23 protein-coding genes, 1 pseudogene and 1 riboswitch are annotated in these 21,856 nt (G+C 68.4%); of the genes and pseudogenes, 16 read left to right on the top strand and 8 right to left on the bottom strand.

Features of this window, described 5'->3' with window-relative positions; all coding sequences use genetic code 11:
• The first annotated feature begins 1 nt into the window (after position 1).
• Positions 2-1,087 (top strand): exo-alpha-sialidase, encoded by a 1,086-nt coding sequence (locus ACFTSF_RS24430; RefSeq protein WP_344155174.1) that lies wholly within the window; start codon positions 2-4, stop codon positions 1,085-1,087.
• 1 nt (position 1,088) lies between these two features.
• Positions 1,089-1,352 carry a MoaD/ThiS family protein gene (locus ACFTSF_RS24425; protein ID WP_380155939.1) on the top strand — a complete coding sequence of 88 codons (264 nt, stop codon included), beginning with the start codon at positions 1,089-1,091 and terminating at the stop codon, positions 1,350-1,352.
• Between the two features lie 5 nt (positions 1,353-1,357).
• Here the strand turns inward: ACFTSF_RS24425 and ACFTSF_RS24420 are convergent, their stop codons facing one another.
• Entirely contained in the window at positions 1,358-1,672 is a 315-nt protein-coding gene (locus ACFTSF_RS24420; RefSeq protein ID WP_380155938.1) for a hypothetical protein, read from the bottom strand.
• Positions 1,673-1,731: 59 nt separating this feature from the next.
• Between ACFTSF_RS24420 and ACFTSF_RS24415 the strand changes: the two genes are divergently transcribed.
• Positions 1,732-2,271 (top strand): AAA family ATPase, encoded by a 540-nt coding sequence (locus tag ACFTSF_RS24415; RefSeq protein ID WP_380155937.1) that lies wholly within the window; start codon positions 1,732-1,734, stop codon positions 2,269-2,271.
• Here ACFTSF_RS24415 and ACFTSF_RS24410 read toward each other — a convergent pair.
• Complete coding sequence (locus ACFTSF_RS24410; RefSeq protein ID WP_380156281.1) at positions 2,268-3,206, bottom strand: 5-aminoimidazole-4-carboxamide ribonucleotide transformylase; 939 nt, start codon at positions 3,204-3,206, stop codon at positions 2,268-2,270. The genes ACFTSF_RS24415 and ACFTSF_RS24410 overlap by 4 nt on opposite strands.
• Positions 3,194-3,273: riboswitch (ZMP/ZTP riboswitch) on the bottom strand. It overlaps the preceding gene by 13 nt.
• 62 nt (positions 3,274-3,335) lie before the next feature.
• On the opposite strand from ACFTSF_RS24410, the gene ACFTSF_RS24405 reads away from it, so the two are divergent.
• The gene (locus ACFTSF_RS24405) at positions 3,336-4,316 is read left to right on the top strand and encodes a hypothetical protein (protein WP_380155936.1); all 981 of its coding nucleotides are present in this window, start codon (positions 3,336-3,338) and stop codon (positions 4,314-4,316) included.
• Here ACFTSF_RS24405 and ACFTSF_RS24400 read toward each other — a convergent pair.
• The gene (locus ACFTSF_RS24400) at positions 4,313-5,026 is read right to left on the bottom strand and encodes a class I SAM-dependent methyltransferase (RefSeq protein WP_380155935.1); all 714 of its coding nucleotides are present in this window, start codon (positions 5,024-5,026) and stop codon (positions 4,313-4,315) included. The two genes, ACFTSF_RS24405 and ACFTSF_RS24400, sit on opposite strands and share 4 nt — an antisense overlap.
• Positions 5,027-5,080: 54 nt before the next feature.
• Here ACFTSF_RS24400 and ilvD point away from each other — a divergent pair, with 54 nt between their 5' ends.
• The 6 genes and pseudogenes from ilvD (at position 5,081) to serA (ending at position 13,598) form a co-directional block, all read left to right on the top strand.
• Positions 5,081-6,748, top strand: a complete 1,668-nt coding sequence (ilvD, locus tag ACFTSF_RS24395) for a dihydroxy-acid dehydratase (protein WP_380155934.1) — start codon at positions 5,081-5,083, stop codon at positions 6,746-6,748.
• 416 nt (positions 6,749-7,164) lie between these two features.
• Positions 7,165-8,913, top strand: coding sequence for an acetolactate synthase large subunit (locus ACFTSF_RS24390; protein ID WP_344155199.1), 1,749 nt, complete (start codon positions 7,165-7,167; stop codon positions 8,911-8,913).
• Positions 8,913-9,416: pseudogene (ilvN, locus tag ACFTSF_RS24385) on the top strand (acetolactate synthase small subunit); the annotation flags it as partial. The gene ACFTSF_RS24390 and the pseudogene ilvN, both read left to right, overlap by 1 nt.
• 185 nt (positions 9,417-9,601) lie before the next feature.
• Positions 9,602-10,621, top strand: a complete 1,020-nt coding sequence (gene ilvC / locus ACFTSF_RS24380; protein WP_344155832.1) for a ketol-acid reductoisomerase — start codon at positions 9,602-9,604, stop codon at positions 10,619-10,621.
• Between the two features lie 114 nt (positions 10,622-10,735).
• Positions 10,736-11,920 (top strand): serine protease, encoded by a 1,185-nt coding sequence (locus ACFTSF_RS24375; protein ID WP_380155933.1) that lies wholly within the window; start codon positions 10,736-10,738, stop codon positions 11,918-11,920.
• A 79-nt stretch (positions 11,921-11,999) separates the two neighbouring features.
• The gene (gene serA / locus ACFTSF_RS24370; RefSeq protein ID WP_380155932.1) at positions 12,000-13,598 is read left to right on the top strand and encodes a phosphoglycerate dehydrogenase; all 1,599 of its coding nucleotides are present in this window, start codon (positions 12,000-12,002) and stop codon (positions 13,596-13,598) included.
• 102 nt (positions 13,599-13,700) lie between these two features.
• On the opposite strand, the gene ACFTSF_RS24365 is transcribed toward serA, so the two are convergent.
• From ACFTSF_RS24365 to ACFTSF_RS24355, 3 genes are all read right to left on the bottom strand, one after another.
• Complete coding sequence (locus ACFTSF_RS24365; RefSeq protein WP_380155931.1) at positions 13,701-14,822, bottom strand: hypothetical protein; 1,122 nt, start codon at positions 14,820-14,822, stop codon at positions 13,701-13,703.
• On the bottom strand, positions 14,819-15,331 hold the full coding sequence (locus tag ACFTSF_RS24360) for a SigE family RNA polymerase sigma factor (protein WP_344155209.1): 513 nt from the start codon (positions 15,329-15,331) through the stop codon (positions 14,819-14,821). Before ACFTSF_RS24360 ends, ACFTSF_RS24365 begins: the two co-directional genes overlap by 4 nt.
• A 91-nt stretch (positions 15,332-15,422) precedes the next feature.
• Positions 15,423-15,989, bottom strand: a complete 567-nt coding sequence (locus tag ACFTSF_RS24355) for a class I SAM-dependent methyltransferase (protein WP_344155212.1) — start codon at positions 15,987-15,989, stop codon at positions 15,423-15,425.
• 123 nt (positions 15,990-16,112) lie between these two features.
• Between ACFTSF_RS24355 and ACFTSF_RS24350 the strand changes: the two genes are divergently transcribed.
• From ACFTSF_RS24350 to ACFTSF_RS24340, 3 genes are read left to right on the top strand one after another with little or no spacing between them, the layout of a single operon-like run.
• The gene (locus tag ACFTSF_RS24350; RefSeq protein ID WP_344155215.1) at positions 16,113-16,292 is read left to right on the top strand and encodes a hypothetical protein; all 180 of its coding nucleotides are present in this window, start codon (positions 16,113-16,115) and stop codon (positions 16,290-16,292) included.
• The gene (locus ACFTSF_RS24345; protein ID WP_344155217.1) at positions 16,289-17,338 is read left to right on the top strand and encodes a 3-isopropylmalate dehydrogenase; all 1,050 of its coding nucleotides are present in this window, start codon (positions 16,289-16,291) and stop codon (positions 17,336-17,338) included. Before ACFTSF_RS24350 ends, ACFTSF_RS24345 begins: the two co-directional genes overlap by 4 nt.
• Positions 17,339-17,377: 39 nt before the next feature.
• A complete protein-coding gene (locus ACFTSF_RS24340; protein ID WP_380155930.1) occupies positions 17,378-18,466 on the top strand; it encodes a branched-chain amino acid aminotransferase in 1,089 nt (362 codons plus the stop codon).
• On the opposite strand, the gene ACFTSF_RS24335 is transcribed toward ACFTSF_RS24340, so the two are convergent.
• Both ACFTSF_RS24335 and ACFTSF_RS24330 read right to left on the bottom strand, forming a co-directional pair.
• On the bottom strand, positions 18,463-18,957 hold the full coding sequence (locus ACFTSF_RS24335) for a hypothetical protein (protein ID WP_380155929.1): 495 nt from the start codon (positions 18,955-18,957) through the stop codon (positions 18,463-18,465). The two genes, ACFTSF_RS24340 and ACFTSF_RS24335, sit on opposite strands and share 4 nt — an antisense overlap.
• 19 nt (positions 18,958-18,976) lie before the next feature.
• On the bottom strand, positions 18,977-19,174 hold the full coding sequence (locus ACFTSF_RS24330) for a hypothetical protein (RefSeq protein WP_380155928.1): 198 nt from the start codon (positions 19,172-19,174) through the stop codon (positions 18,977-18,979).
• Positions 19,175-19,344: 170 nt separating this feature from the next.
• On the opposite strand from ACFTSF_RS24330, the gene ACFTSF_RS24325 reads away from it, so the two are divergent.
• From ACFTSF_RS24325 to ACFTSF_RS24315, 3 genes are all read left to right on the top strand, one after another.
• Positions 19,345-19,743, top strand: a complete 399-nt coding sequence (locus ACFTSF_RS24325) for a hypothetical protein (RefSeq protein ID WP_344155226.1) — start codon at positions 19,345-19,347, stop codon at positions 19,741-19,743.
• Positions 19,744-19,978: 235 nt separating this feature from the next.
• Entirely contained in the window at positions 19,979-21,568 is a 1,590-nt protein-coding gene (cimA, locus tag ACFTSF_RS24320) for a citramalate synthase (RefSeq protein WP_380156277.1), read from the top strand.
• Positions 21,565-21,816 (top strand): hypothetical protein, encoded by a 252-nt coding sequence (locus tag ACFTSF_RS24315; protein WP_344155229.1) that lies wholly within the window; start codon positions 21,565-21,567, stop codon positions 21,814-21,816. Before cimA ends, ACFTSF_RS24315 begins: the two co-directional genes overlap by 4 nt.
• The last annotated feature ends 40 nt before the right edge of the window (positions 21,817-21,856 follow it).

Here is a 21,856-nt window from a genome sequence, read left to right as displayed (position 1 = left end):
GATGTCCGAGACCGTACTGCTGATCGGGACCAAGAAGGGGCTCTGGATCGGCCGCAGCGACGCTGCGCGCCGGGAGTGGAGGCTCGACGGTCCCGCGTTCGAGATGCAGGGCGTGTACGCCGTGGGCATCGACACGCGCGGTGAGCAGCCGCGACTCTTCGTCGGCGGGACCAGTGAGCACTGGGGACCGGCGGTGTTCCACTCCGATGATCTCGGGAAGACGTGGGACGAGCCGGCGGAGGGCTCGATCGGGTTCCCGGCCGGGACCGATGCGTCGCTGGAGCGCGTGTGGCAGATCCAGCCGGCGCCGGCTGCCCAGCCGGGTGTTGTGTACGCCGGGAGTCAGCCGTCGGCGCTGTGGAAGTCGACCGACGGGGGAGTGACGTTCGAGCTCGTCCGCGGCCTGTGGGACCACCCGCATCGCGAGCAATGGGGCGCAGGGTTCGGCGGTCAGGCCGTGCACACCGTGCTGCCGCACGCGACCGACCCTGCGCGGATCAGCGTCGCGATGTCGACCGGTGGTGTCTACCAGACGACTGACGGTGGGGAGTCGTGGTCCCCGGCCAACCACGGGATCAAGGCGTACTTCCTGCCCGACCCGGATCCCGAGTTCGGTCAGTGTGTGCACAAGCTGGCGGCGCATCCCGACGTACCGGAGCGGATGTTCGCGCAGAACCACCATGGTGTGTACCGGTCCGACGACGGTGGCGAGATCTGGAAGAGCATCGCCGATGGATTGCCGTCGGACTTCGGCTTCCCGATCGCCGTGCACCCGCATGAGCCCGACACCGTGTACGTCTTCCCGTTGGTGGCCGACGGCAACCGAATCCCCACTGATGCCACTTGTCGCGTCTACCGCTCTCGCGACGCCGGTGCGACCTGGGAGCCGCTGACCAACGGCCTGCCCGAGGTCTCCTACGTCCCCGTCCTCCGCGACGCGCTCACCACCGACGCCGCCGAATCGGCCGGTGTCTACGTAGGCACCCGCGACGGCTGCGTCTACGCCAGCGCCGACGCAGGCGACACCTGGACCGAGGTCGCCAGCCACCTCCCCGACGTACTCACCCTGCGCGCCGCGGTGATCTGACGTGATCACCCTCAAGCTCCCACCCGTGCTCCGCCCCTTCGCGGGCGGAGCCGAGCAGGTCGAAGTCGAAGCCACCACCGTCCGCGCCGCCCTAGCAGCCACCGACCCACCACTCCGCCGCCGCCTCACCGACGACCAAGGAGCAGTCCGCCGCCACGTCAACATCTACCTGGGCCCCGACAACATCCGAGACCTAGCCGGCCCCGACACCCCCCTCACCGACGGCGCCGAACTCCTAATCCTCCCCAGCGTCGCCGGCGGCTAGCGCGGTCAGGTTGGGGGGTGGTGGGTGCCGGTGCGGTCGGTCCAGCCGGTGGTGTCGGATTCGGCGCCTACCTCGGAGACGGCCCAGACGATGTTGCGGATGCCGGGGCGGTCGACGGCGCCTTGGTCGAGCATCGCTTGGTGGTATTGGCGGGCGTTCGTCTCGTCCGCGTAGACCTGGATCATGTGGCCGTCGCGGGTCCAGGTGCCGTGCACGAAGCCGGGCAGGGGGATCTTGCTCGAGGCCATCAGTGACAGTTGGTCGCGGAGACTCTCGATGAGGTCGGGGTCGATGTCCCACACGCCGATGACTGCCCACATGGTGAGCAGTATGTGCGGGACGGGTTGGTGGCGGAAGAGCCGGTTGTAGCGTCCGGGAAGTGAAGGGCGACGTGATCGTGGTGAGTGGGCCTCCGGGAGCCGGTAAGTCGACGGTGGCGAGGTTGGTTGCCTCGGATGCTGAGCGGGCGACTGTGCATCTGGTGACCGACCAGTTCTACGAGGCGATCCGGACTGGGTTCATCCCGCCGTACCTGCCGGATGCGTCGAGGCAGAACGATGTGGTGGTGGATGCGTACGTGGCCGCGGCTGCGACGTATGCACGCGGTGGGTACGACGTCGTGGTCGACGGTGTTGTTGGACCGCATTACGTGCCTCCGTTTCGGGCGGCTGCGGAGGCCGACGGTCTGACCTTGTCCTACGTCGCACTGCGGCCTGCACTTGAGACAACCATCGCCCGAGCGCAGAACCGCGGTCCCGAGTCACTGCGTGACGAAGGCGCTCTCACTCACATGTACGGCGTCTTTGCCGACCTAGGCGCGCTGGAGCGCCACGCCCTCGACACGACCGGCCAGTCGGCGGCCGCCACGGCGGAGGCTGTTCGGATGGGGGTCGCCGCCGGGAGGTACCGCCTGAGCTAGTGGCGGAAGAGGCGGAGGTTGGTGGGGGACCAGGTGATGCCGAACCGAGCGCAGGCGGCGGCTATCTGGTCCGAGCGGATGGACCCGGCGGGTTCGGCGATGTGGGTGACGCCGAAGCGGGCTGCCTCTTCGACGTTGTCGGGGAAGGGGAGTGCGCCGTCGGAGACCATCGACACGCCGGTGAGCGGCTCAAGCGAGTGGCGGGACCACCACTCGGCCGCTTTCGCGCCGGCTAGGCGGGTGCAGTCGACGCGGGACTGTTGGCCGGCGCCGATGCCGATCGCCATACCGTCCTTCAGGAGAGCGACGGTGTTGGACTGCGTGTAGCGGACGACGATCAGGCCGAGCATCAGATCCCGTGCGGCGGCGTCACCCACCTCGGCCGACAGCAGGTCTCGAGTGATCGGTACGTCGTCCCGCTCCTGGCTGAGGCGGAGACCGTACAGCTCACGCACCTCCTCGCGCGGTGGCTCGAACGACGGATCCGCCTCCAGCACCAAGTACGTGCCCCGCTTCTTCGCGGCCAGCACCTCAACCACACCAGGCGCGTACCCAGGCGCGATGATCCCGTCACTCACGACCCGACGCAGCACGTCAGCCAGCTCAGCGTCGACCACCTGCGAGACCGCCACGAAATCGCCGTACGACGACTTGGGGTCGGCGTCCCGTGCGCGCCGGTACGCGTCAGCAACCGACGTACCGAGCGCAGCGCCAGCCGGGGACACATGCTTGTACGACGCCGCTGCAGGTACCCCAAAAACAAGAGCGGCCTCCCGGACGAGCTGCCAGCCGGTCAGCGCGTCGAGGACATTGATGTACGACGGATTGCCCGCCACGACGGTGAATGGTGCGGCCGAGCCGACGACCGTCATCGACGCGGCCTGATGTGGATTCATCCCATAACGCATGCGCGACCTCCGGGAGGAGGCGCCCAGGCGGACGACGCCACGTAGCTGTTCGCTCCCCGGTGGTGATCCACCCTCGCCAGTCGCGGTAGGGCACAGGGTATTGCAGGAAAGTGCAATCCTTGTCCACAGAGGTCCGAGGAGTCTTACCATCCGCGAATGGGGTTCTTCTCGCGGAAAGGTGTCGATCTGGCCGGGCTGAGGCTGGATCAGGCCTGGGTGGACGACGACCTCGACGCGGCGTACGCGGCGGTTCGGCGAGGGGATTTGTCGACTGGGCTGGCCCTGCTGAAGGTGACGCCGGCTAATACGAATCTGCGGTCGATCCGGGCTACTGGGCTGGCGAAGGCGGCGGTTGGGCGGAGCGAACAGCTGGAGATGCGGCTCGAGGCTTACCCGAAGGATCCGGATCTCTTGTTGTGGTTCGGGCAGACGCTGGTGTTCGAGGCGTGGTCGGTGCGGACCGGGCAGCGGGCGAAGGATGTGTCGGCGCAGCGGTTTGCGACGTTCCACGACATTTTGCGTACGGCGGCCGAGGTGCTCCAAGGGGCGATCGTGGCGGCTGCGGATGACGCGGTGCCGTGGGAGGTCCTGCAGTGGGCGGCACTCGGGTTACAGGCGGAGCCGGAGGACAAGGCCGAGATCTTCCACGCCGCGCTGATCCGGCACCCGGGGAGCTACGCGGCGCATACCGGTCGGGTTCAGGTGCTGGCGAAGAAGTGGTCCGGGCTGGAGCTGGCTGAGCTGGTTGATTTCGGGGACGCGGTGGTGGGGCGGGCGCGGCCGGGCAGTGTGCTGTGCAGTATCGCGGCCCACGTGTTCAACGAGGTCTGGCTGGAGGTCGCGTCGGACAAGGACCCGCCGCGCGTCCAGCGCCTGAAGCGGTACGCGCGCGAGGTCTCCGGTCGCCGACCGGACCTGACCGCAGCCCGCGACAAGTGGTGGAACGACGCCCGTACGCCGGATCCCGCGGATGTATCCGCGCATGGCGCGATGGCGTTCGCGCTCAAGTGGGCGGGCGCGAAGTCCGAGGCGATGGATCACGCGTGCCGCACCGAAGGCCGGATCGAGAGCGTGCCGTGGTCCTACGTCGGCGGCGTCCCCGGCTTCGCCGAAGCCCTCGCCAAACGGATGGACTAGCCCTTCTCGGCGCGGAAAACCATCAGCCGAGAGTCCACAGAGAACGGCTCACCCTGCCAACCGGCAGTCACCTGCACTGCGAATCCGGCTGCGTCCAACGCGTCGCTGATCTCCGCGAGCGAGCGGAAGTACAGCTCGTTGCGGTAGACGTCGTCGCGGCCGTCGTCGTACCGGTTGTGGGCATCGAAGACGACGCGGCCGTCGGCGACCTCGATCAGGTCGAGCCATTCGGTGAGGTGGCCGATCGGGGTGTCGCGTTCCCCGTACGTCGCCTCGCGCGTCCACGACTCCCACGCCCGCGCCACCGGGTTCCGCGACTCGAAGGCCAGTACGCCGCCGTCGCGGAGCGCTCCAGCTAAGGCAGTCAGGGCAGCGGGTAGGTCGGGGATGTGCATGACCGTGTTCCCGGTGCACACCACGAGGTCGACGTCCGCGGTCGGCGAGATCACGCTGGCGTCGCCGGTGAGCCAGGTGACGGAGCTCGGCGTACGGCGGGCGTAGTTCAGCATCGTCGGGCTGGGATCGATACCGATCACCTCCCGGCCGGGCGTCGCCAGTGAGCGCGTCAGCAGGCCGGTACCGCAGCCGAGGTCGACGATCTTCCGGGCATCGAGGGAGTCGGCGAGAGCGCGGAAGTACGCGTGATCGTCGCCGTCGGGATTGTCGAGGTCGTAGAGCTCGACCAGCTTCTCGTCACCGTAGGGATCCACAGCGCGAACGCTAGAGAGCCCAGGACGGTGGGGCAATGTGTTTAGAGTGAGCCCATGGTCGATGTGAAGCCCCGCAGCCGCACAGTCACCGACGGTCTGGAAGCGACCGCGAGCCGAGGAATGCTCAGAGCGGTCGGGATGGGTGACGACGACTGGGTGAAACCGCAGGTCGGGGTGGCGTCCAGCTGGAACGAGATCACCCCGTGCAACCTCTCGCTGGACCGGCTCGCGAAGGCGGTCAAGGAGGGCGTGCACGCGGCCGGTGGGTACCCGCTGGAGTTCGGCACGATCAGCGTCTCCGACGGCATCTCGATGGGCCATGTCGGGATGCACTACTCACTTGTCAGCCGCGAGATCATCGCCGACTCGGTGGAGACCGTGATGGAGGCCGAGCGCCTCGACGGTTCGGTCCTGCTGGCCGGTTGCGACAAATCCCTGCCCGGCATGCTGATGGCCGCGGCGCGTCTCGATCTGGCGAGCGTCTTCCTGTACGCCGGTTCGATCATGCCCGGCCGCCTTGGCGACAAGGACGTGACGATCATCGACGCGTTCGAAGCCGTCGGTGCGTGTGTTCGCGGCCTGATCACTCGCGAGGAGGTCGACGCCGTCGAGCGCGCGATCTGTCCGGGCGAGGGTGCATGCGGCGGGATGTACACGGCCAACACGATGGCCGCCTCTGCCGAAGCTCTCGGTATGTCGTTGCCCGGATCAGCAGCGCCGCCCGCTGTGGACCGCCGTCGGGACGGGTACGCGCGGAAGTCCGGCGAAGCGGTCGTCGGCCTTCTGCAGAAGGGGATCACGGCGCGCCAGATCCTCACCAAGGAAGCGTTCGAGAACGCGATCGCCGTGGTGATGGCGCTCGGTGGCTCGACGAACGCCGTACTGCATCTGCTCGCGATCGCCCGCGAGGCCGAGGTCGAGTTGACCCTGGCCGACTTCAACCGGGTGGGCGAGAAGGTCCCGCATCTGGGTGACCTGAAGCCGTTCGGCCGGTACGTGATGACGGACGTGGACCGCGTCGGCGGTATCCCGGTGATCATGCGGGCGTTGCTCGATGCCGGTCTGCTGCACGGCGACTGCCTGACCGTGACCGGCAAGACGATGGCCGAGAACCTCGTCGACATCGCCCCGCCGGATGTCGACGGCGCGATCATTCGTGCGCTCGACAAGCCGATCCACCCCACCGGCGGCATCACGATCCTGCACGGCACGCTCGCTCCGGAAGGTGCGGTCGTGAAGAGCGCTGGCTTCGACTCCGACGTGTTCGAAGGGACAGCGCGCGTGTTCGACGGCGAGCGGGCGGCGATGGACGCCGTACCGGAGCTGAACCCGGGCGACGTCGTCGTGATCCGCTACGAAGGCCCGAAGGGCGGCCCCGGGATGCGCGAGATGCTCGCGGTCACCGGCGCGATCAAGGGCGCCGGCCTCGGCAAGGACGTGCTCCTGCTCACCGACGGACGCTTCTCCGGCGGTACGACGGGCCTCTGCGTCGGCCACGTCGCCCCGGAAGCCGTCGACGGCGGCCCGATCGCCTTCGTCCGCGACGGCGACCGCATCACCCTCGACGTCGCCAACCGCACCCTCGAACTCCACGTCGACCCCGAAGAGCTCACCCGCCGTACCGAAGGCTGGACGCCCAAGCAGCCCGCCATCACCAAAGGCGTCCTCGGCAAATACACCCGCCTCGTCCGCTCCGCCTCCGAAGGCGCCGTCTGCATCTGACCCGCCCCCGTCTGATGGGTAGGCCAGGCAGATGGTGGGTTGGCCCACCGGTAGGAGCCTGGCCAACCCACCATCCGATGGGTCTACCCACCAGATGGGAATCGACCGGAAGGCGCCAGGGGGTGGGATGGGCGTCTCGGATGGTGGGACGGGGTGGGCTCGAACTTGACCCCGGTGTGGTTCGCGGGCGAATAATGCCTACATGCGATCGATTCTCCTCGTACTTGTGCGGCGCGCCGACTGACGCGACCACTGAGTCGAGCGCGCCCCTTCAGCCAACCCGGCCGAGGGGGTTTTTTGTTGCACGGGCGACTATCTGAGACCCAGCGGAAGCCCCGCAACGGCCACCAGCGAAGATGAATCGATCGCCACAAGCCAAGCAAGGCACACGTGATCAGGATTGAGGGAAGGCACTCATGAGCGAGCAGCTGACCGGGGCACAGGCTCTGATCCGCGCACTGGAACATGCCGGAGTGGACACCGTGTTCGGCATCCCGGGCGGCGCGATCCTCCCGGCGTACGACCCGATGCTCGACTCGACCCAGATCCGGCACATCCTGGTACGCCACGAGCAGGGCGCCGGGCACGCGGCCCAGGGGTACGCGGCGGCTTCCGGCAAGGTGGGGGTCTGTATGGCGACCTCCGGCCCGGGGGCGACCAACCTGGTGACGCCGATCGCGGACGCGTACATGGACTCGGTCCCGCTGGTCGCGATCACCGGTCAGGTGGCGAGCGCGGCGATCGGGACGGACGCCTTCCAGGAGGCGGACATCCGCGGCATCACGATGCCGATCACCAAGCACAACTTCCTGGTCAACGACCCGAACGACATCGCCACCACGATCGCCGAGGCGTTCCACATCGCCTCCACCGGCCGGCCCGGCCCGGTGCTGGTCGACGTGACCAAGGACGCGATGCAGGCGAAGGTCGACTTCCACTGGCCGACCGAGCTGTCGCTGCCCGGGTACCGTCCGGTGACCCGCCCGCACCCCAAGCAGGTGCGTGAGGCGGCCCGGCTGATCACCGCCGCGGAGAAGCCGGTTCTGTACGTCGGTGGTGGTGTGATCCGCGCGCAGGCCGAGGCGGAGCTGAAGGACCTTGCCGAGCTGCTCGGCATTCCCGTGGTCACCACGCTGATGGCCCGGGGCGCGCTGCCCGACACGCACGAGCTGCACTTCGGGATGCCGGGGATGCACGGCTCGGTCTCCGCGGTCGGTGCACTGCAGCGTTCGGACCTGCTGATCACGCTCGGCGCGCGGTTCGACGACCGGGTGACCGGCAAGCTGGATTCGTTCGCCCCGGAGGCGAAGGTCATCCACGCCGACATCGACCCGGCCGAGATCGGCAAGAACCGTGCCGCCGACGTGCCGATCGTGGGTGACTGCAAGGAGGTCATCACCGACCTGATCGCCGCGCTCCGCACCGAGATCTCGACCAGCGGCCGGACCCCGTCGTACGACGCCTGGCGGAACCAGCTCGTGTCGGTCCGGGAGAAGTACCCGCTCGGGTACGACGAGCCGGAGGACGGGAGCCTGTCCCCGCAGTACGTGATTCAGCGGATCGGTCAGATCGCCGGCCCGGACACGATCTACACGGCCGGTGTCGGTCAGCACCAGATGTGGTCCGCGCACTACCTGCCGTTCGAGAAGCCGCGGCACTGGCTGAACTCCGGCGGCCTCGGCACCATGGGGTACTCGGTGCCGGCCGCGATGGGCGCCAAGGTGGCCCGGCCGGACAAGACCGTGTGGGCGATAGACGGTGACGGCTGCTTCCAGATGACCAACCAGGAGCTCGTCACCTGTGCGCTGGAGGGCATCCCGATCAAGGTTGCCGTGATCAACAACCAGTCGCTGGGCATGGTCCGGCAGTGGCAGACGCTGTTCTACGACAAGCGTTACTCCAACACCGACCTGCACTCGAACCGCATTCCCGACTTCGCCAAGCTGGCCGAGGCGATGGGTGGGGTCGGGCTGCGCTGCGCCGACAAGGCCTCGGTGGACGCGACGATCGACAAGGCGATGTCGGTGACCGACCAGCCGGTCGTCGTCGACTTCGTCGTCCACCGCGACGCGATGGTCTGGCCGATGGTCGCCGCCGGCGTCAGCAACGACGAGATCCAGATCGCCCGCGACATGGCGCCCAAGTGGGACTCGGAGGAGCTGTGATGACGAAGCACACGTTGAGCATTCTGGTCGAGAACAAGCACGGTGTGCTGGCCCGCGTCGCGGCGCTGATCTCGCGGCGGGGCTTCAACATCGATTCCCTCGCGGTCGGCCCGACCGAGCACCCGGAGGTGTCCCGGATGACCATCGCGGTCAGCGTGGACGAGCAGCCTTTGGAGCAGATCACCAAGCAGCTGAACAAGCTGGTGAACGTGATCAAGATCGTCGAACTCGAGCCCACGCAGACGGTTCAGCGCGAACTGCTGCTGGTGAAGGTGAAGGCCGACACCCTGACCAGGGGGCAGGTGCTGGAGACCGTCCAGCTGTTCCGTGCGAAGGTGGTGGACGTGGCACCGGACGCGATCACCATCGAGGCGACCGGCAATCCCGAGAAACTCGAGGCCATGCTCCGGGTGCTGGAACCCTTCGGCGTCCGCGAGCTGGTGCAGTCCGGCATGGTGGCGATCGGACGGGGCAGCCGCTCCATCTCCGACCGCACGCTCCGGCCGGTCCCGGTGCCGCCGCCGCACGTCCAGTCGGGGACCCCGACCGTGCAGGCCCAACCCCCACAGCGTCACCACCCGGTGCCGGCGCCGCCGCCGGGCCGCCCGGTCGCCCGCCAGAACTGAACGAGCGCCGTACCGACTTACCAACGCAACTACCAAGGAGAAGGCTCCCAGTGGCAGCAGAAATGTTCTACGACGACAACGCCGACCTGTCGGTGATCCAGGGCCGCCACGTGGCCGTTCTCGGCTACGGCTCGCAGGGCCACGCGCACGCGCTCTCGCTGCGCGACTCCGGCGTCGACGTCCGCGTCGGTCTGCCCGAGGGCTCGAAGAGCCGGGCGAAGGCCGAGGCCCAGGGCCTGCGCGTCGTCACCCCGGCCGAGGCCGTCGAAGAGGCCAACGTCATCGTCGTGCTGGCTCCGGACCCGGCCCAGCGCAAGCTGTACGCCGAGGCGATCGAGCCGAACCTGGTCGACGGCGACGCGCTCGTCTTCGGTCACGGCTTCAACATCCGGTTCGGCTACATCAAGCCGCCGGCCGGCGTCGACGTCTTCATGGTCGCCCCGAAGGGCCCCGGTCACCTGGTACGGCGTGAGTACACCGAGGGCCGTGGTGTCCCGGTGCTCGTCGCGGTCGAGCAGGACGCCTCCGGCAAGGCCTGGGACCTGGCGCTGTCGTACGCCAAGGGCATCGGCGGCCTGCGCGCCGGCGGCATCAAGACCACCTTCACCGAGGAGACCGAGACCGACCTGTTCGGTGAGCAGGCCGTCCTCTGCGGTGGTGTGTCGGCGCTGATTCAGGCCGGGTTCGAGACGCTGACCGAGGCCGGCTACCAGCCGGAGGTCGCGTACTTCGAGTGCCTGCACGAGCTCAAGCTGATCGTCGACCTGATCTACGAAGGCGGCATCGCCAAGCAGCGCTGGTCGGTCTCCGACACCGCCGAGTACGGCGACTACGTGTCCGGCCCGCGGATCATCGACGCGTCGGTGAAGGCGCGGATGAAGGAGGTCCTCGGCGACATCACCGACGGCACCTTCGCGGCCCGCTTCATCGCCGACCAGGACGCCGGTGCGCCGGAGTTCGCGGAATTCCGCAAGAAGAGCCAGGAGCACCCGATCGAGGCCGTGGGCAAGGAACTGCGCGGTCTGATGGCATGGGTCAAGTCGCACGACGACGACTACGTCGAGGGCTCGTCCGCCCGCTGATCCAGTAGTTGTGCAGGGCCCGGACCATTCAGGTGGATGGTCCGGGCCCTTGGCCGTCCCAGCTGGCAGAATCGGCCACGATCGGTCCAGTGACGGCGAGGAGGCAATGCGGTGGTGCACGACGGCAGGCAGGCGCCGCCGCGACCGCCCCGGCGGGTCCCCGCCGGCGCGCCCCCGCTCACCCAGTTGCAGCCGGCAGTCCGCCGTACGGCGCCTCCTCCGCGCCGCCCGTGGCTTTTCGGACGCTTCCTGGCCGGTCTCGTGGCCTTCCTGCTCGTTGTCGCGGGCGGTGCCGCCGCAGGCTGGTTCATCCGCCAGGACCGGCTGTCGATCGACACCGCCGCGGCCCTGACCGCTGCGAAGCCCAGTGTGGTCCGAGTGCTCGCGACAACCTGCAGCGGCACGGGTGAGGGCACAGGTGCGGTCGTCGGCACCGGGCTCGTCCTGACCGCTGCCATCGCGGTCCGGGAGGCGAAAGGCGTTGCGGTCATCCTGTCGGACGGCCTGGTCCGGCGTGCCAACGTTCTCCGCGTGGGGAACGGCGTGGCGCTGCTGCAGGTGATCAGTCTGCCGACCACGCCGCCCCTGACGCTGGCCACTGGAACCCCCGACCCGCAGACCGAGCGGGCGCTGATCGGCTACACCCAGTCCGGCGAGCTCACCGTGCAGCAGGTCGGATCGGTACGCCGTCCGCGCCCGCTGAGCGAGGTGATGAATCTCGGCAAGCTCGGCGGCCCGGTGGTCAGCAGGTCCGGTCAACTCGTCGGCATGGTCACCGGTGACAACCTGGCTGCGAGCCGGATCGCGCCGGCCGCGGAATTGCGCGGCTACGTCGCCCAGACCGACGGCGTACCGGATCTGGGCGGTCGCTGCGAGGAGTCGCGTGGCCCGGGCAGCGTGGTCACCCCGAAGCTGCAGGTCGCGGCTACCGCGCTCGCCACCGATGCCCAGAAGATGCTGGCCAACTACCTGACGCTGCAGAACCGGCACGATTTCGCCGGGGTCCGCGCGTACTACTCGACGCGGCTGGCGAACGCGCTGTCCGTGGCGCAGGACCGCTTGAGCCACCAGACGACGTACTTCTTCGACCCGGCGATCACCGAGGTCACCCAGAACGCCGACGGCAGCGTCAACGTGCGGATGGCGTACTCCGTCCTGTTCGCCCCGACGGCCCACAAGTCGGGCGGCCAGACCTGCAACCGGCTCGACATGCGGTACAAGCTGGAGCGGACCGGCCGGGTCCTGCGCCTGGACCAGTCCAAGCAGATGACCGCCGCGCGGCCCTGCGAATCGACCTGAGGTACGATCGAGTCAGCGGGCACAGCGCGGTGCTCTGAACCTTTACGAGCCCCTACCGCTTTCGCAGGAGACATCTCCCATGACTGATGTGACTCGTCCCGTCGTCCTGATCGCCGAAGAGCTGAGCCCGGCCACCGTCGAGGCGCTCGGACCCGATTTCGAGATCCGGCACGCGAACGGCGCCGACCGCGCCGAGCTGCTCCCCGCCATCGCCGACGTCGACGCGATCCTGATCCGCAGCGCCACCAAGGTGGACGCCGAGGCGCTGGCCGCGGCGAAGAAGCTGAAGGTCGTCGCCCGGGCCGGGGTCGGCCTGGACAACGTCGACGTGAAGGCCGCCACCCAGGCCGGGGTGATGGTCGTGAACGCGCCGACCTCCAACATCGTCAGCGCCGCCGAGCTCGCGGTCGCGCTGCTGCTGGCCGCCGCGCGCCGGGTCCCGGCCGCCGACCAGTCGCTGAAGAACGGCGAGTGGAAGCGCAGCAAGTACTCGGGTGTCGAGCTGTTCGAGAAGACCGTCGGCATCGTCGGCCTGGGCAAGATCGGCGTCCTGGTCGCGCAGCGGCTGGCCGCCTTCGGCATGAACGTGATCGCCTACGACCCGTACGTGCAGGCCGGCCGGGCCGCGCAGATGGGCGTCCGGCTCGCGTCGCTGGACGAGCTGCTGGCCGCGTCGGACTTCATCTCGGTGCACCTGCCGAAGACCCCGGAGACCATCGGCCTGATCGGTGACGAGCAGCTGCACAAGGTCAAGCCCGAGGTCATCATCGTGAACGCGGCCCGCGGCGGCATCGTCGACGAGACCGCGCTGTACTCGGCGCTCAAGGAGGGCCGGGTCGCCGCGGCCGGGCTGGACGTGTTCGCCAAGGAGCCGTGCACCGACTCGCCGCTGTTCGAGTTCGAGAACGTCGTCGCCACGCCGCACCTCGGCGCGTCGACCGACGAGGCGCAGGAGAAGGCCGGGATCGCGGTCGCCAAGTCGGTCCGCCTCGCCCTGTCGGGTGAGCTGGTTCCGGACGCCGTCAACGTCCAGGGCGGCGTGATCGCCGAGGACGTCCGGCCGGGGATCGCCCTGACCGAGAAGCTCGGCCGGATCTTCACCGCGCTGGCCGGTGGCGTCGCGCAGCAGCTCGACGTCGAGGTCCGCGGCGAGATCACGCAGTACGACGTCAAGGTGCTCGAGCTCGCCGCACTCAAGGGTGTCTTCGCCGACGTCGTCGAGGACAACGTCTCCTACGTGAACGCACCGCTGCTGGCGGCCGAGCGGGGCCTCGAGGTCCGGCTCGTCACCGACCACGAGAGCCCGGAGCACCGCAACCTGATCACGCTCCGCGGCACGCTCGCCGACGGCGCCCAGGTCTCGGTCAGCGGCACGCTGGTCGGCGTCCGGCAGTCGGAGCGGCTGGTCGAGGTCGACGGCTTCGACGTCGAGGTCGAGCTGGCCGCGCACCTGGCCTTCTTCACCTACGAGGACCGCCCGGGCATCGTCGGCCAGATCGGCCGGATCCTCGGCGAGGCCGACGTGAACATCGCCGGTATGCAGGTCAGCCGGGACCGCAAGGGCGGCAAGGCGCTGGTCGCGCTCTCGGTCGACTCGGCCGTCGCGCCCGCCGTACTGGACGACATCTCGTCGGTCGTCCAGGCCGACACTGCCCGCACTGTGGACCTTGACAACTGACTAGCATCCGCGGCTGTTTAACTGACTGTTAGCCAGCCACCCGCAGGCGCATGGTGGCTGGTCAGGGCCCGGACCCAAGTGTCCGGGCCCGACCTTTGTGCCCTAGTACGCCGGTACGCCGTTCGGGAACTGCGTGGTCGACTTCTCTGTCAGCGGTGGTGCGAACCCGTTGAGGGCCACCTTGCAGCCGACGTCGACGGACTTGATCGAGCAGTCCAGCAGATCGAGACGGGAGGCCTCGTCCCGGAAGCCGATCGCGAAGAAGGTGCGGTCGTCCTTCCACTGGGTCGGCACGATCAGCCCGTAGCCGGGGATCGTGACCGGCGACGTCTTGCCGCTCACGAGGTCGACCACGCCGACCTCGTCGGCCTCGTCGGTCATCAGGTAGCGCGCCTTGGGGGACAGGTTGGCGTGCCAGCCCGGGTAATGCGCCGGGTCGGCCGCGTTGACGTCCGGACCGACGCCCAGGTCGGTGTCGTCGCCGTTCGGGTGTGTCCAGACGACCTGCCCCGCTTCGGCGGCCAGCAGGAATTCCGGCGACGCCTTCGGCTTGAGCAGTTCGCCGACGCCGGTGGCGATCGTCCAGCGGTGCAGGCCGTCCGAGGCGCCGAAGTACGCGATGCCGTTGTCGATCGCGGCGACCCGCAGCGCCCGGTCCGCGGTGGGCGGGCCGGCCTTGTTACCGGTTGCCGTGCGCGCGAGCTCGCGCCCGGCCGCGACGTCGTACAGGACGAACTGCGGCACGGCCGGGCTCGTGTCGACCCAGCCGACGACTGCCTGGTCGGCGTCTGTGGCGAGCCGGTGATTCGTGCTGCCCTTGCCGATCTTGGTGGCCGCTTCGCCCGGGCTGACCCGGTAGACGCCGCCGTCGGCGCTGGTGAAGACGAAGGCCGCGTTGGTCTGCAGGAACGACGAGATCGCGACGGGGACCCGGATCACCTCGGAGCCGTAATAGATCTCCTTGCCGTCGGCCCAGGTTGCCCGCCGCTCGGCCAGCGGACCGCCGGCGGCGACCTTGCTGTCCGGGTCGCCGTTGACCTGCTGTACGACGGTCAGTCCGCCACCGACGATGGCGGCCGTCGCAGCCACCGCAGTGATCACCGTGGCCAGCCGGCGGCGCTTGATCCGGCGAGTGCCGTTCGCGGCGATCGCCGCCAGGTCGATGTTCGGGTCACCGATGGCCTCGGCCTCTTCGGTGAACGTGTCCTTCAGCAGACCGGTCATGCGGTCACCACCTTCTCCAGGAGCGGGAGCGCTTCGGGAGCGAGTCCGGCGCGCAGTTTCTTCAGGGCACGGGAGGCTTGGCTCTTCACGGTGCCCTCGCTGCAGCCGAGGATGGCCGCGGTCTCGGCCTGACTCAGATCCTCGTAGTACCGCAGCACCAGTACGGCGCGTTGCTGCGGCGGCAGCTTGCGCACCTCGGCCCAGAGCCAGATCCGGGCGGACGTGTCGTCAGCGCGCGCCGGTATGCCGGACGGCAGGTTGTCACTGGGTCGTTCGTGCCATGACCGGCGCCGGAACCAGCCGATCGCCGTATTGGTCATCACCTTGCGCGTGTAGGCCTCGGCGTTGGCCGAGTCGCGCAACTTGTTCCAGCGCACGTAGGTCTTGGTGAGGGACTCCTGGAGCAGGTCCTCGGCGAGACCCCGGTCGCCGATCAGCAGGTATGCGTAGCGGAACAGCGCCCGCTGTCTGCTGATCGTGAACTCCTCGAATTCACGATCGATGGCCATCTGTGTCCTCTCAGCACCCGGTGCCCTCCGCACCGGCTGCCCCCTTGACGCTTCGGGACGCCCGAAGTGTTGGCAAGGGTCTCCGAGAGATTCAGTGCCTGGTAGCGAGGAGGACGGCCGCGTCGGGGGCGACCATCACCTCGACGGTAGTGAAGCGGGAGTCCATCAACCACTCCTGGCGGAGCGTGTCGACGCGGCCCTCGTACATCGGCGGCCACACGGCGGACGGGGTGAAGTCGTCCAGGACGACGAAGCCGCCGGGCTCGACCACGTCGGCGATCACGTCGCGGGCCGAGAGCTTGGCCTCGCGCGCGTCGACGAAGAGCAGCGCGAACGGGCCGCGCTCGATCAGTGCGGTCCAGTCGGCCGAGACGACCTCGATGCGCTCGTCGTCGGCGAACAGCTCCGCCACCACCTTGGCCAGCTGCGGATCGCTCTCCGCGGTGACGATCTTGGTCCCCTCGCCGGCGCCGCTGCGCAGCCAGGCCGAACCGACACCGCAGCCGGTGCCGAGCTCGCCGAGCAGACCGGTCTTGGACGCGGCCAGGCTGGCCAGGAGCCGGCCGGTCTCGTTCCTGGTGGAGCTGACGAAGCCACGCCGTCCGGAGAGGCTGAGGGCCGCGGAAACCAGCGGCGGCAGTTCTGGAGGAGCACTCACCGGTTGAGAGTTGCACAGCTGCGGTCCAGTCCCCGCACTGAGATCTCACATAGCGGGATGGGATGCCCGCATGCTGGCGAAATAGTCGCATGCCAGAGTAAATTCGGACCCATCCTGCCGCCCATGTCCAACCGGGGAGAGTGCAGCATGTACGACATGTATCCAGCCAACTGGCCCGCGATCGACGCCCGCGAGCGGAAGGCGGCCCGTCGCCGCCGGCCCGCGCGCCCGGCCGCCGACGAGGTCAAGGCTGTCCAAGAGGCCATGAACCGCCGCGACAACGGGGGAGAACCCAAGAAGTGAGCGACAACAAGAACTTCACGCTGGCCGTCGTTCCCGGAGACGGGATCGGACCGGAGGTCACCACCGAGGCGCTCAAGGTCCTCGACGCGGTAGCCGCCCAGTACGGCGTGACGTTCGACCGGACCGAGTACGACCTGGGCGCGAAGCGCTGGCACGCCACCGGTGAGACCCTCCCGGATGCCGAGCTCGAGGAGATTCGCAAGCACGACGCGATCCTGCTCGGCGCGGTCGGCGACCCGAGCGTTCCGTCCGGTGTTCTCGAGCGCGGTCTGCTGCTCAAGCTGCGGTTCACCCTCGACCACTACGTGAACCTGCGGCCCTCGAAGATCTACCCGTCCGTCGGCTCCCCGCTGGCGAACCCGGGCGTCGTCGACTTCGTCGTCGTCCGCGAGGGCACCGAGGGCCCGTACGTCGGTAACGGTGGCGCACTCCGGGTCGGCACCCCGGCCGAGATCGCCACCGAGGTCTCCGTCAACACGGCGTACGGCGTGGAGCGCGTCGTACGGGACGCGTTTGCGCGGGCCCAGGCGCGGCCGCGCAAGAAGCTCACGCTCGTGCACAAGAACAACGTGCTCGTGCACGCCGGTCACCTGTGGACCCGGACCGTGGACGCGGTGAAGGCCGACTTCCCCGACATCACCGTCGACTACCTGCACGTGGACGCGGCGACCATCTTCCTGGTCACCGACCCGGCCCGGTTCGACGTGATCGTCACCGACAACCTGTTCGGCGACATCATCACCGACCTGGCCGCGGCGATCTCCGGCGGGATCGGGCTGGCCGCGAGCGGCAACATCAACCCGGACCGGACCGCGCCGAGCATGTTCGAGCCGGTGCACGGCTCCGCCCCGGACATCGCCGGCCAGCAGAAGGCCGACCCGACCGCGGCGATCCTGTCCGCGGCGCTGCTGCTCGAGCACCTCGGCCTGACCGAGGCCGCGGCCGCGATCGAGGCGGCCGTCACAGCCGACATCGAGGAGCGCACGGGGTCGGTCCGCACGACGGCCGAGATCGGCGACGCCATCGCCAAGCGTGCGGCGGGCTGAGTCTCGCATGACCAGTAGCGCTAGAGGTACGGTGCGGCTATGAGCGCCTTTGAGTTCATCGTTGAGCCGAACACCCACCCGGCGAGCGACGACCAGCGTGCCCGGACCATGGCGAACCCAGGTTTCGGGCAGTACTTCTCCGACCACATGGCGATCGCCACCTGGACGAAGAACGACGGCTGGCACGACGCACGGATCACCGCCTTCGGACCGCTGGAGCTGTCTCCCGCGACCTCGGTGTTCCACTACGCCCAGACCATTTTCGAGGGGATGAAGGCCTACCGTCATCCCGACGACTCGATCCACCTGTTCCGCCCCGAGGCCAACGCGGCCCGGTTCGCGAAGTCGGCCCGCCGGCTCGCGCTCCCGGAGCTGCCCGAGTCCGCGTTCCTGGACTCGATCAAGGCCCTCGTCGAGCTGGACCAGGCCTGGGTGCCCAGCGGTGGTGAAACCTCGTTGTACCTGCGCCCGTTCATGTTCGGATCGGACCCGTTCCTCGGCGTCCGCCCGTCCGCCCAGGTGACGTACTGCGCGATCGCGTCCCCGGCCGGGTCGTACTTCAGCGGCGGCGTGAAGCCGGTCCGGATCTGGCTGAGCGAGGAGTACACCCGGGCAGCCCCCGGTGGCACCGGCGCGGCCAAGACCGGCGGCAACTACGCCGCGTCGCTGCTGGCCCAGGCCGAGGCGATCGAGAACGGCTGCGACCAGGTCGCCTTCCTCGACGCGATCGAGAAGAAGTGGGTCGAAGAGCTCGGCGGGATGAACCTGTACTTCGTCCTCGACGACAACTCGGTCGTCACCCCGGAGCTGTCCGGCACCATCCTCGAGGGCGTCACCCGGGACTCGATCCTGAAGCTCGTCACCGACCTCGGCCACCCGGTCACCGAGCGGAAGATCTCTGTCGACGAGTGGCGCGACGGCGCCGCCTCCGGCCGGATCCGCGAGGTCTTCGCCTGCGGTACCGCCGCGGTGATCACCCCGGTCGCCTCCCTGAAGTGGAAGGACGGCGAGGTCCAGGTAGCCGACGGCAACGGTGGCGAGGTCACCGCAGCCGTCCGCAGCGCCCTCCTGGACGTTCAGTACGGGCGCGCCGCCGACCCCCACAACTGGATGACCAAGGTCTGCTAGCCCTTCGCTGTGGAGCTCGCGGCACCGCAAATAGCTGCCGCGAGCAACCACAGGCCGATGACCACCACGAGCGCGCCGGTCCACTCAACCTCGGTGTCACCCCTGGACTCCGGCCGGCTCACCACGATCACAAACGTCGTCACCGCACCGGCAAGCGAAACCAGGATGCCGGTCACAGACGCGGCCCGCACGAACAGCAGCGTGACCGCGAGCAGGATGTAGACGATCACCGGAACAGGCCCCAACGCGCCCTTCTCAACCGTCTCACCCGCGCCCGCAAACAACGAGATCCCGCTGTGGGTGCTGACCACATGCGGCATCGGGTTGTCCCCGGCAACGACATACCAAGTCGGGGCGAGCAACGCGAGAAGCGCGACCGCGTTGCCGAACAACATCAGCCGGAACCGAAGCTGATGCAACTCCCCACCCGGCCGAAAGAGCGCCGTACGAACCTCGTTCTCAAACGCCTCACGCTGCGCTTCGTCACTCATGGCAACACGGTAGTGGCTGTCAGGCGTCTTTCCAGGCAAGGAAACCGATGACGGCGACGATCGCCCACAGGCCAAGGGCAACGACAGGCGCGCCGGTCCAGTCCGAGTCGGCCGACAGGATCAGGAGCGTGGTCACCAGCCCGCCGATGCCGCTGAAGATCACCGCGCTCGGCTTCGAGCGGACGAGCACGATCAGGGCCATCACCAGGTACAACACCACCAGGATCGAGACGAGACGGTGAAGGCCATCAGGCGGTACTTGAGCTGGCTGGTCTGGTCGCTCATCGTTTCCTTCCCCAGGCGGTCGAGGCTTCTGCCGCGATTCACAGGATCCTCTCAGGGCTTCCGGGCCGTTCGCCCAGGGTTCGCCAGATAGGGTCGGACGGCATGAGTAGCCTTCCGGACGATGTCCAGGCGTATTACACGGACCTCGCTCAGCGGCGGGACTGGTCTTACGAGACCATGATCGCGGTGCGGACGACGGTGGAGCTGATCCGGGAGCTGGATCGTGGGACGGCGCCGCGGACGTACGGCGCGTTGGCGGGTGACGACGGGACGGACTGGCTGTTCGAGGCGGTGTGGCACGAGCGGGAGTGGGTTGTCGTGCGGCAGCTCGGCGCTGCGGAGGACGGGGAGATCACGCGGTACTGGTGGCAGCGGCTCGAGGACGACGAGGGGATGCTCGTCGACAAGGCGCTCGATCGGGATGCCTGGGGGCTGCGGGAGCTGTCCCGCGAGGACTTCTACACCGCGTGGGACGATCCGGGCTGGAGCCTGACCGGCTGAACTATCGGCTACTCCTCAGTACTGGAACGCGTACCGGATGTTCGTGATGCGAGACAGTTCCGCCAGTGGGTGGACTTTGTGTGGCAGACTGCCAAACGTCATGAACAACCACCGGGTGATTATTACCTAGGCGCGCTCAGCCGGCAGTACCTGAGCGCGCGGACCTCTCGCACCTTGCGGGAGGTTTTTTGTTTGCCCGATGAAGTCTCGCCAGCCGCACCGGAAGGCCTCGATCATGAGCATCTCCGACGAGTTCCACGTCTACGACACGACCCTGCGCGACGGTGCGCAGCAGGAGGGGCTCGCGCTGTCGGTGGCCGACAAGATCGCCATTGCGCAGCACCTGGATGACCTGGGCGTCGGATTCATCGAGGGCGGCTGGCCGGGCGCCGTACCGAAGGACACCGAGTTCTTCCAGCGGGCGCGCACCGAGCTGGACCTGCGGAACGCGACCTTCGCCGCGTTCGGTGCGACCTGCAAGCCGCAGACCGCGGCGGCCGACGACCCACAGGTCTCGGCGCTGCGTGAGTCCGGGGCCTCGGTCGTCACACTCGTTGCCAAGAGCCACGATGCGCATGTCGAGCGGGCGTTGCGGACCACGCTCGACGAGAACCTGCGGATGGTTGCCGACACCATCAAGCACCTGCGTGAGCACGGGCAGCGGGTCTTCCTCGACACCGAGCACTTCTTCGACGGGTACCGCGCCAACCGCGCCTACGCGCTCGAAGTAGTACGAGTATCGGCCGAGGCCGGCGCCGACGTGGTCGCGCTCTGCGACACCAACGGCGGGACGCTGCCCCGCGAACTGCAGGACATCGTCCGCGACGTACTCGAGAGCACCGGGGCGCGGCTCGGGATCCACGCCCACAACGACGGCGGCTGCGCGGTGGCGAACTCGATCGCCGCCGTCGAGGCCGGCGTCACGCACGTCCAGGGCACGATCAACGGGTACGGCGAACGCACCGGCAACGCCGACCTGCTCGCGGTCGTGGCCAACCTCGAACTCAAGCGCGGGATGGAACTGCTGCCGGCCGGTCACCTGGCCGACTCGTTCCGGATCGCGCACGCGATCGCCGAAGTGACGAACGTGCCGCCGTCGACCCGGCAGCCGTACGTCGGCCTGTCCGCCTTCGCCCACAAGGCGGGGCTGCACGCCAGCGCGATCAAGGTCGACCCGGACCTCTACCAGCACACGGATCCGGCCCTGGTCGGCAACGACATGCGGATGCTCGTCTCGGAGATGGCCGGCCGGGCCAGCGTCGAGCTCAAGGGCCGCGAGCTCGGTTTCGATCTCGGCAACGACCGGGAGCTCGTCAGCCGGGTCGCCGATCGGGTGAAGGAGATGGAGGCGCGCGGCTACACCTTCGAGTCGGCCGATGCGTCGTTCTCGCTGCTGCTCACCGAAGAGGTGACGGGGAAGCGGGCGTCGTTCTTCGACGTCGAGTCCTGGCGGGTCATCACCGAATCCCGCGCCGACGGCGAGGCGGTCTCGGAGTCGACGGTGAAGCTGGTCGCCGGGGGAGAGCGGGAGATCGTCACCGGTGAAGGCAACGGCCCGGTGAACGCGCTCGACCATGCGCTGCGGACGGCGATCGAGCGGGCCTACCCGGTGGTGAACAAGTTCGAGCTCGTCGACTACAAGGTCCGCATCCTCGACCAGGGCCACGGGACCGATGCCGTCATCAGAGTCCTCATCCAAACCGCGGACGGCGAAGGATCCTGGGTCACCGTAGGAGTCGGCCACAACATCGTCGAGGCCAGCTGGGAGGCCCTCGTCGACGGCTTCACCTTCGGCCTCCTGCGCCACAAGGAGGAAGCCCGATGACCACCGTCCTCGAAGCCCCCGTCGTCGCCCCGGCTGTCACCACGACCTTCACCGCCGAGATCGTCGAAACCGAGGGCATGTTCGCGCGCATCGCCGTACTGCTCAACCCGTACGACGTCCGCCGCCTCGCACTCTGCCTTGAGTCGAGCACGCTGGAGATCGTCGTCGCCGGCACTGGCTTCGACGCCGGCCGGGTCGCCGCCCGCCTCGAGAAGGTGATCGGCGTCCTGGAGGTCACCGTCAGCTGAGTTTTGCCAAGAAGGTTTACTAATCGTTGTCTCCTGGGTA

The organism is Kribbella sp. NPDC056951, from assembly GCF_042674205.1.
GTDB lineage: Bacteria > Actinomycetota > Actinomycetes > Propionibacteriales > Kribbellaceae > Kribbella > Kribbella yunnanensis.
Note: the sequence above shows the minus strand (reverse complement) of the source record. Positions and strands in the feature narration are given on the sequence as shown.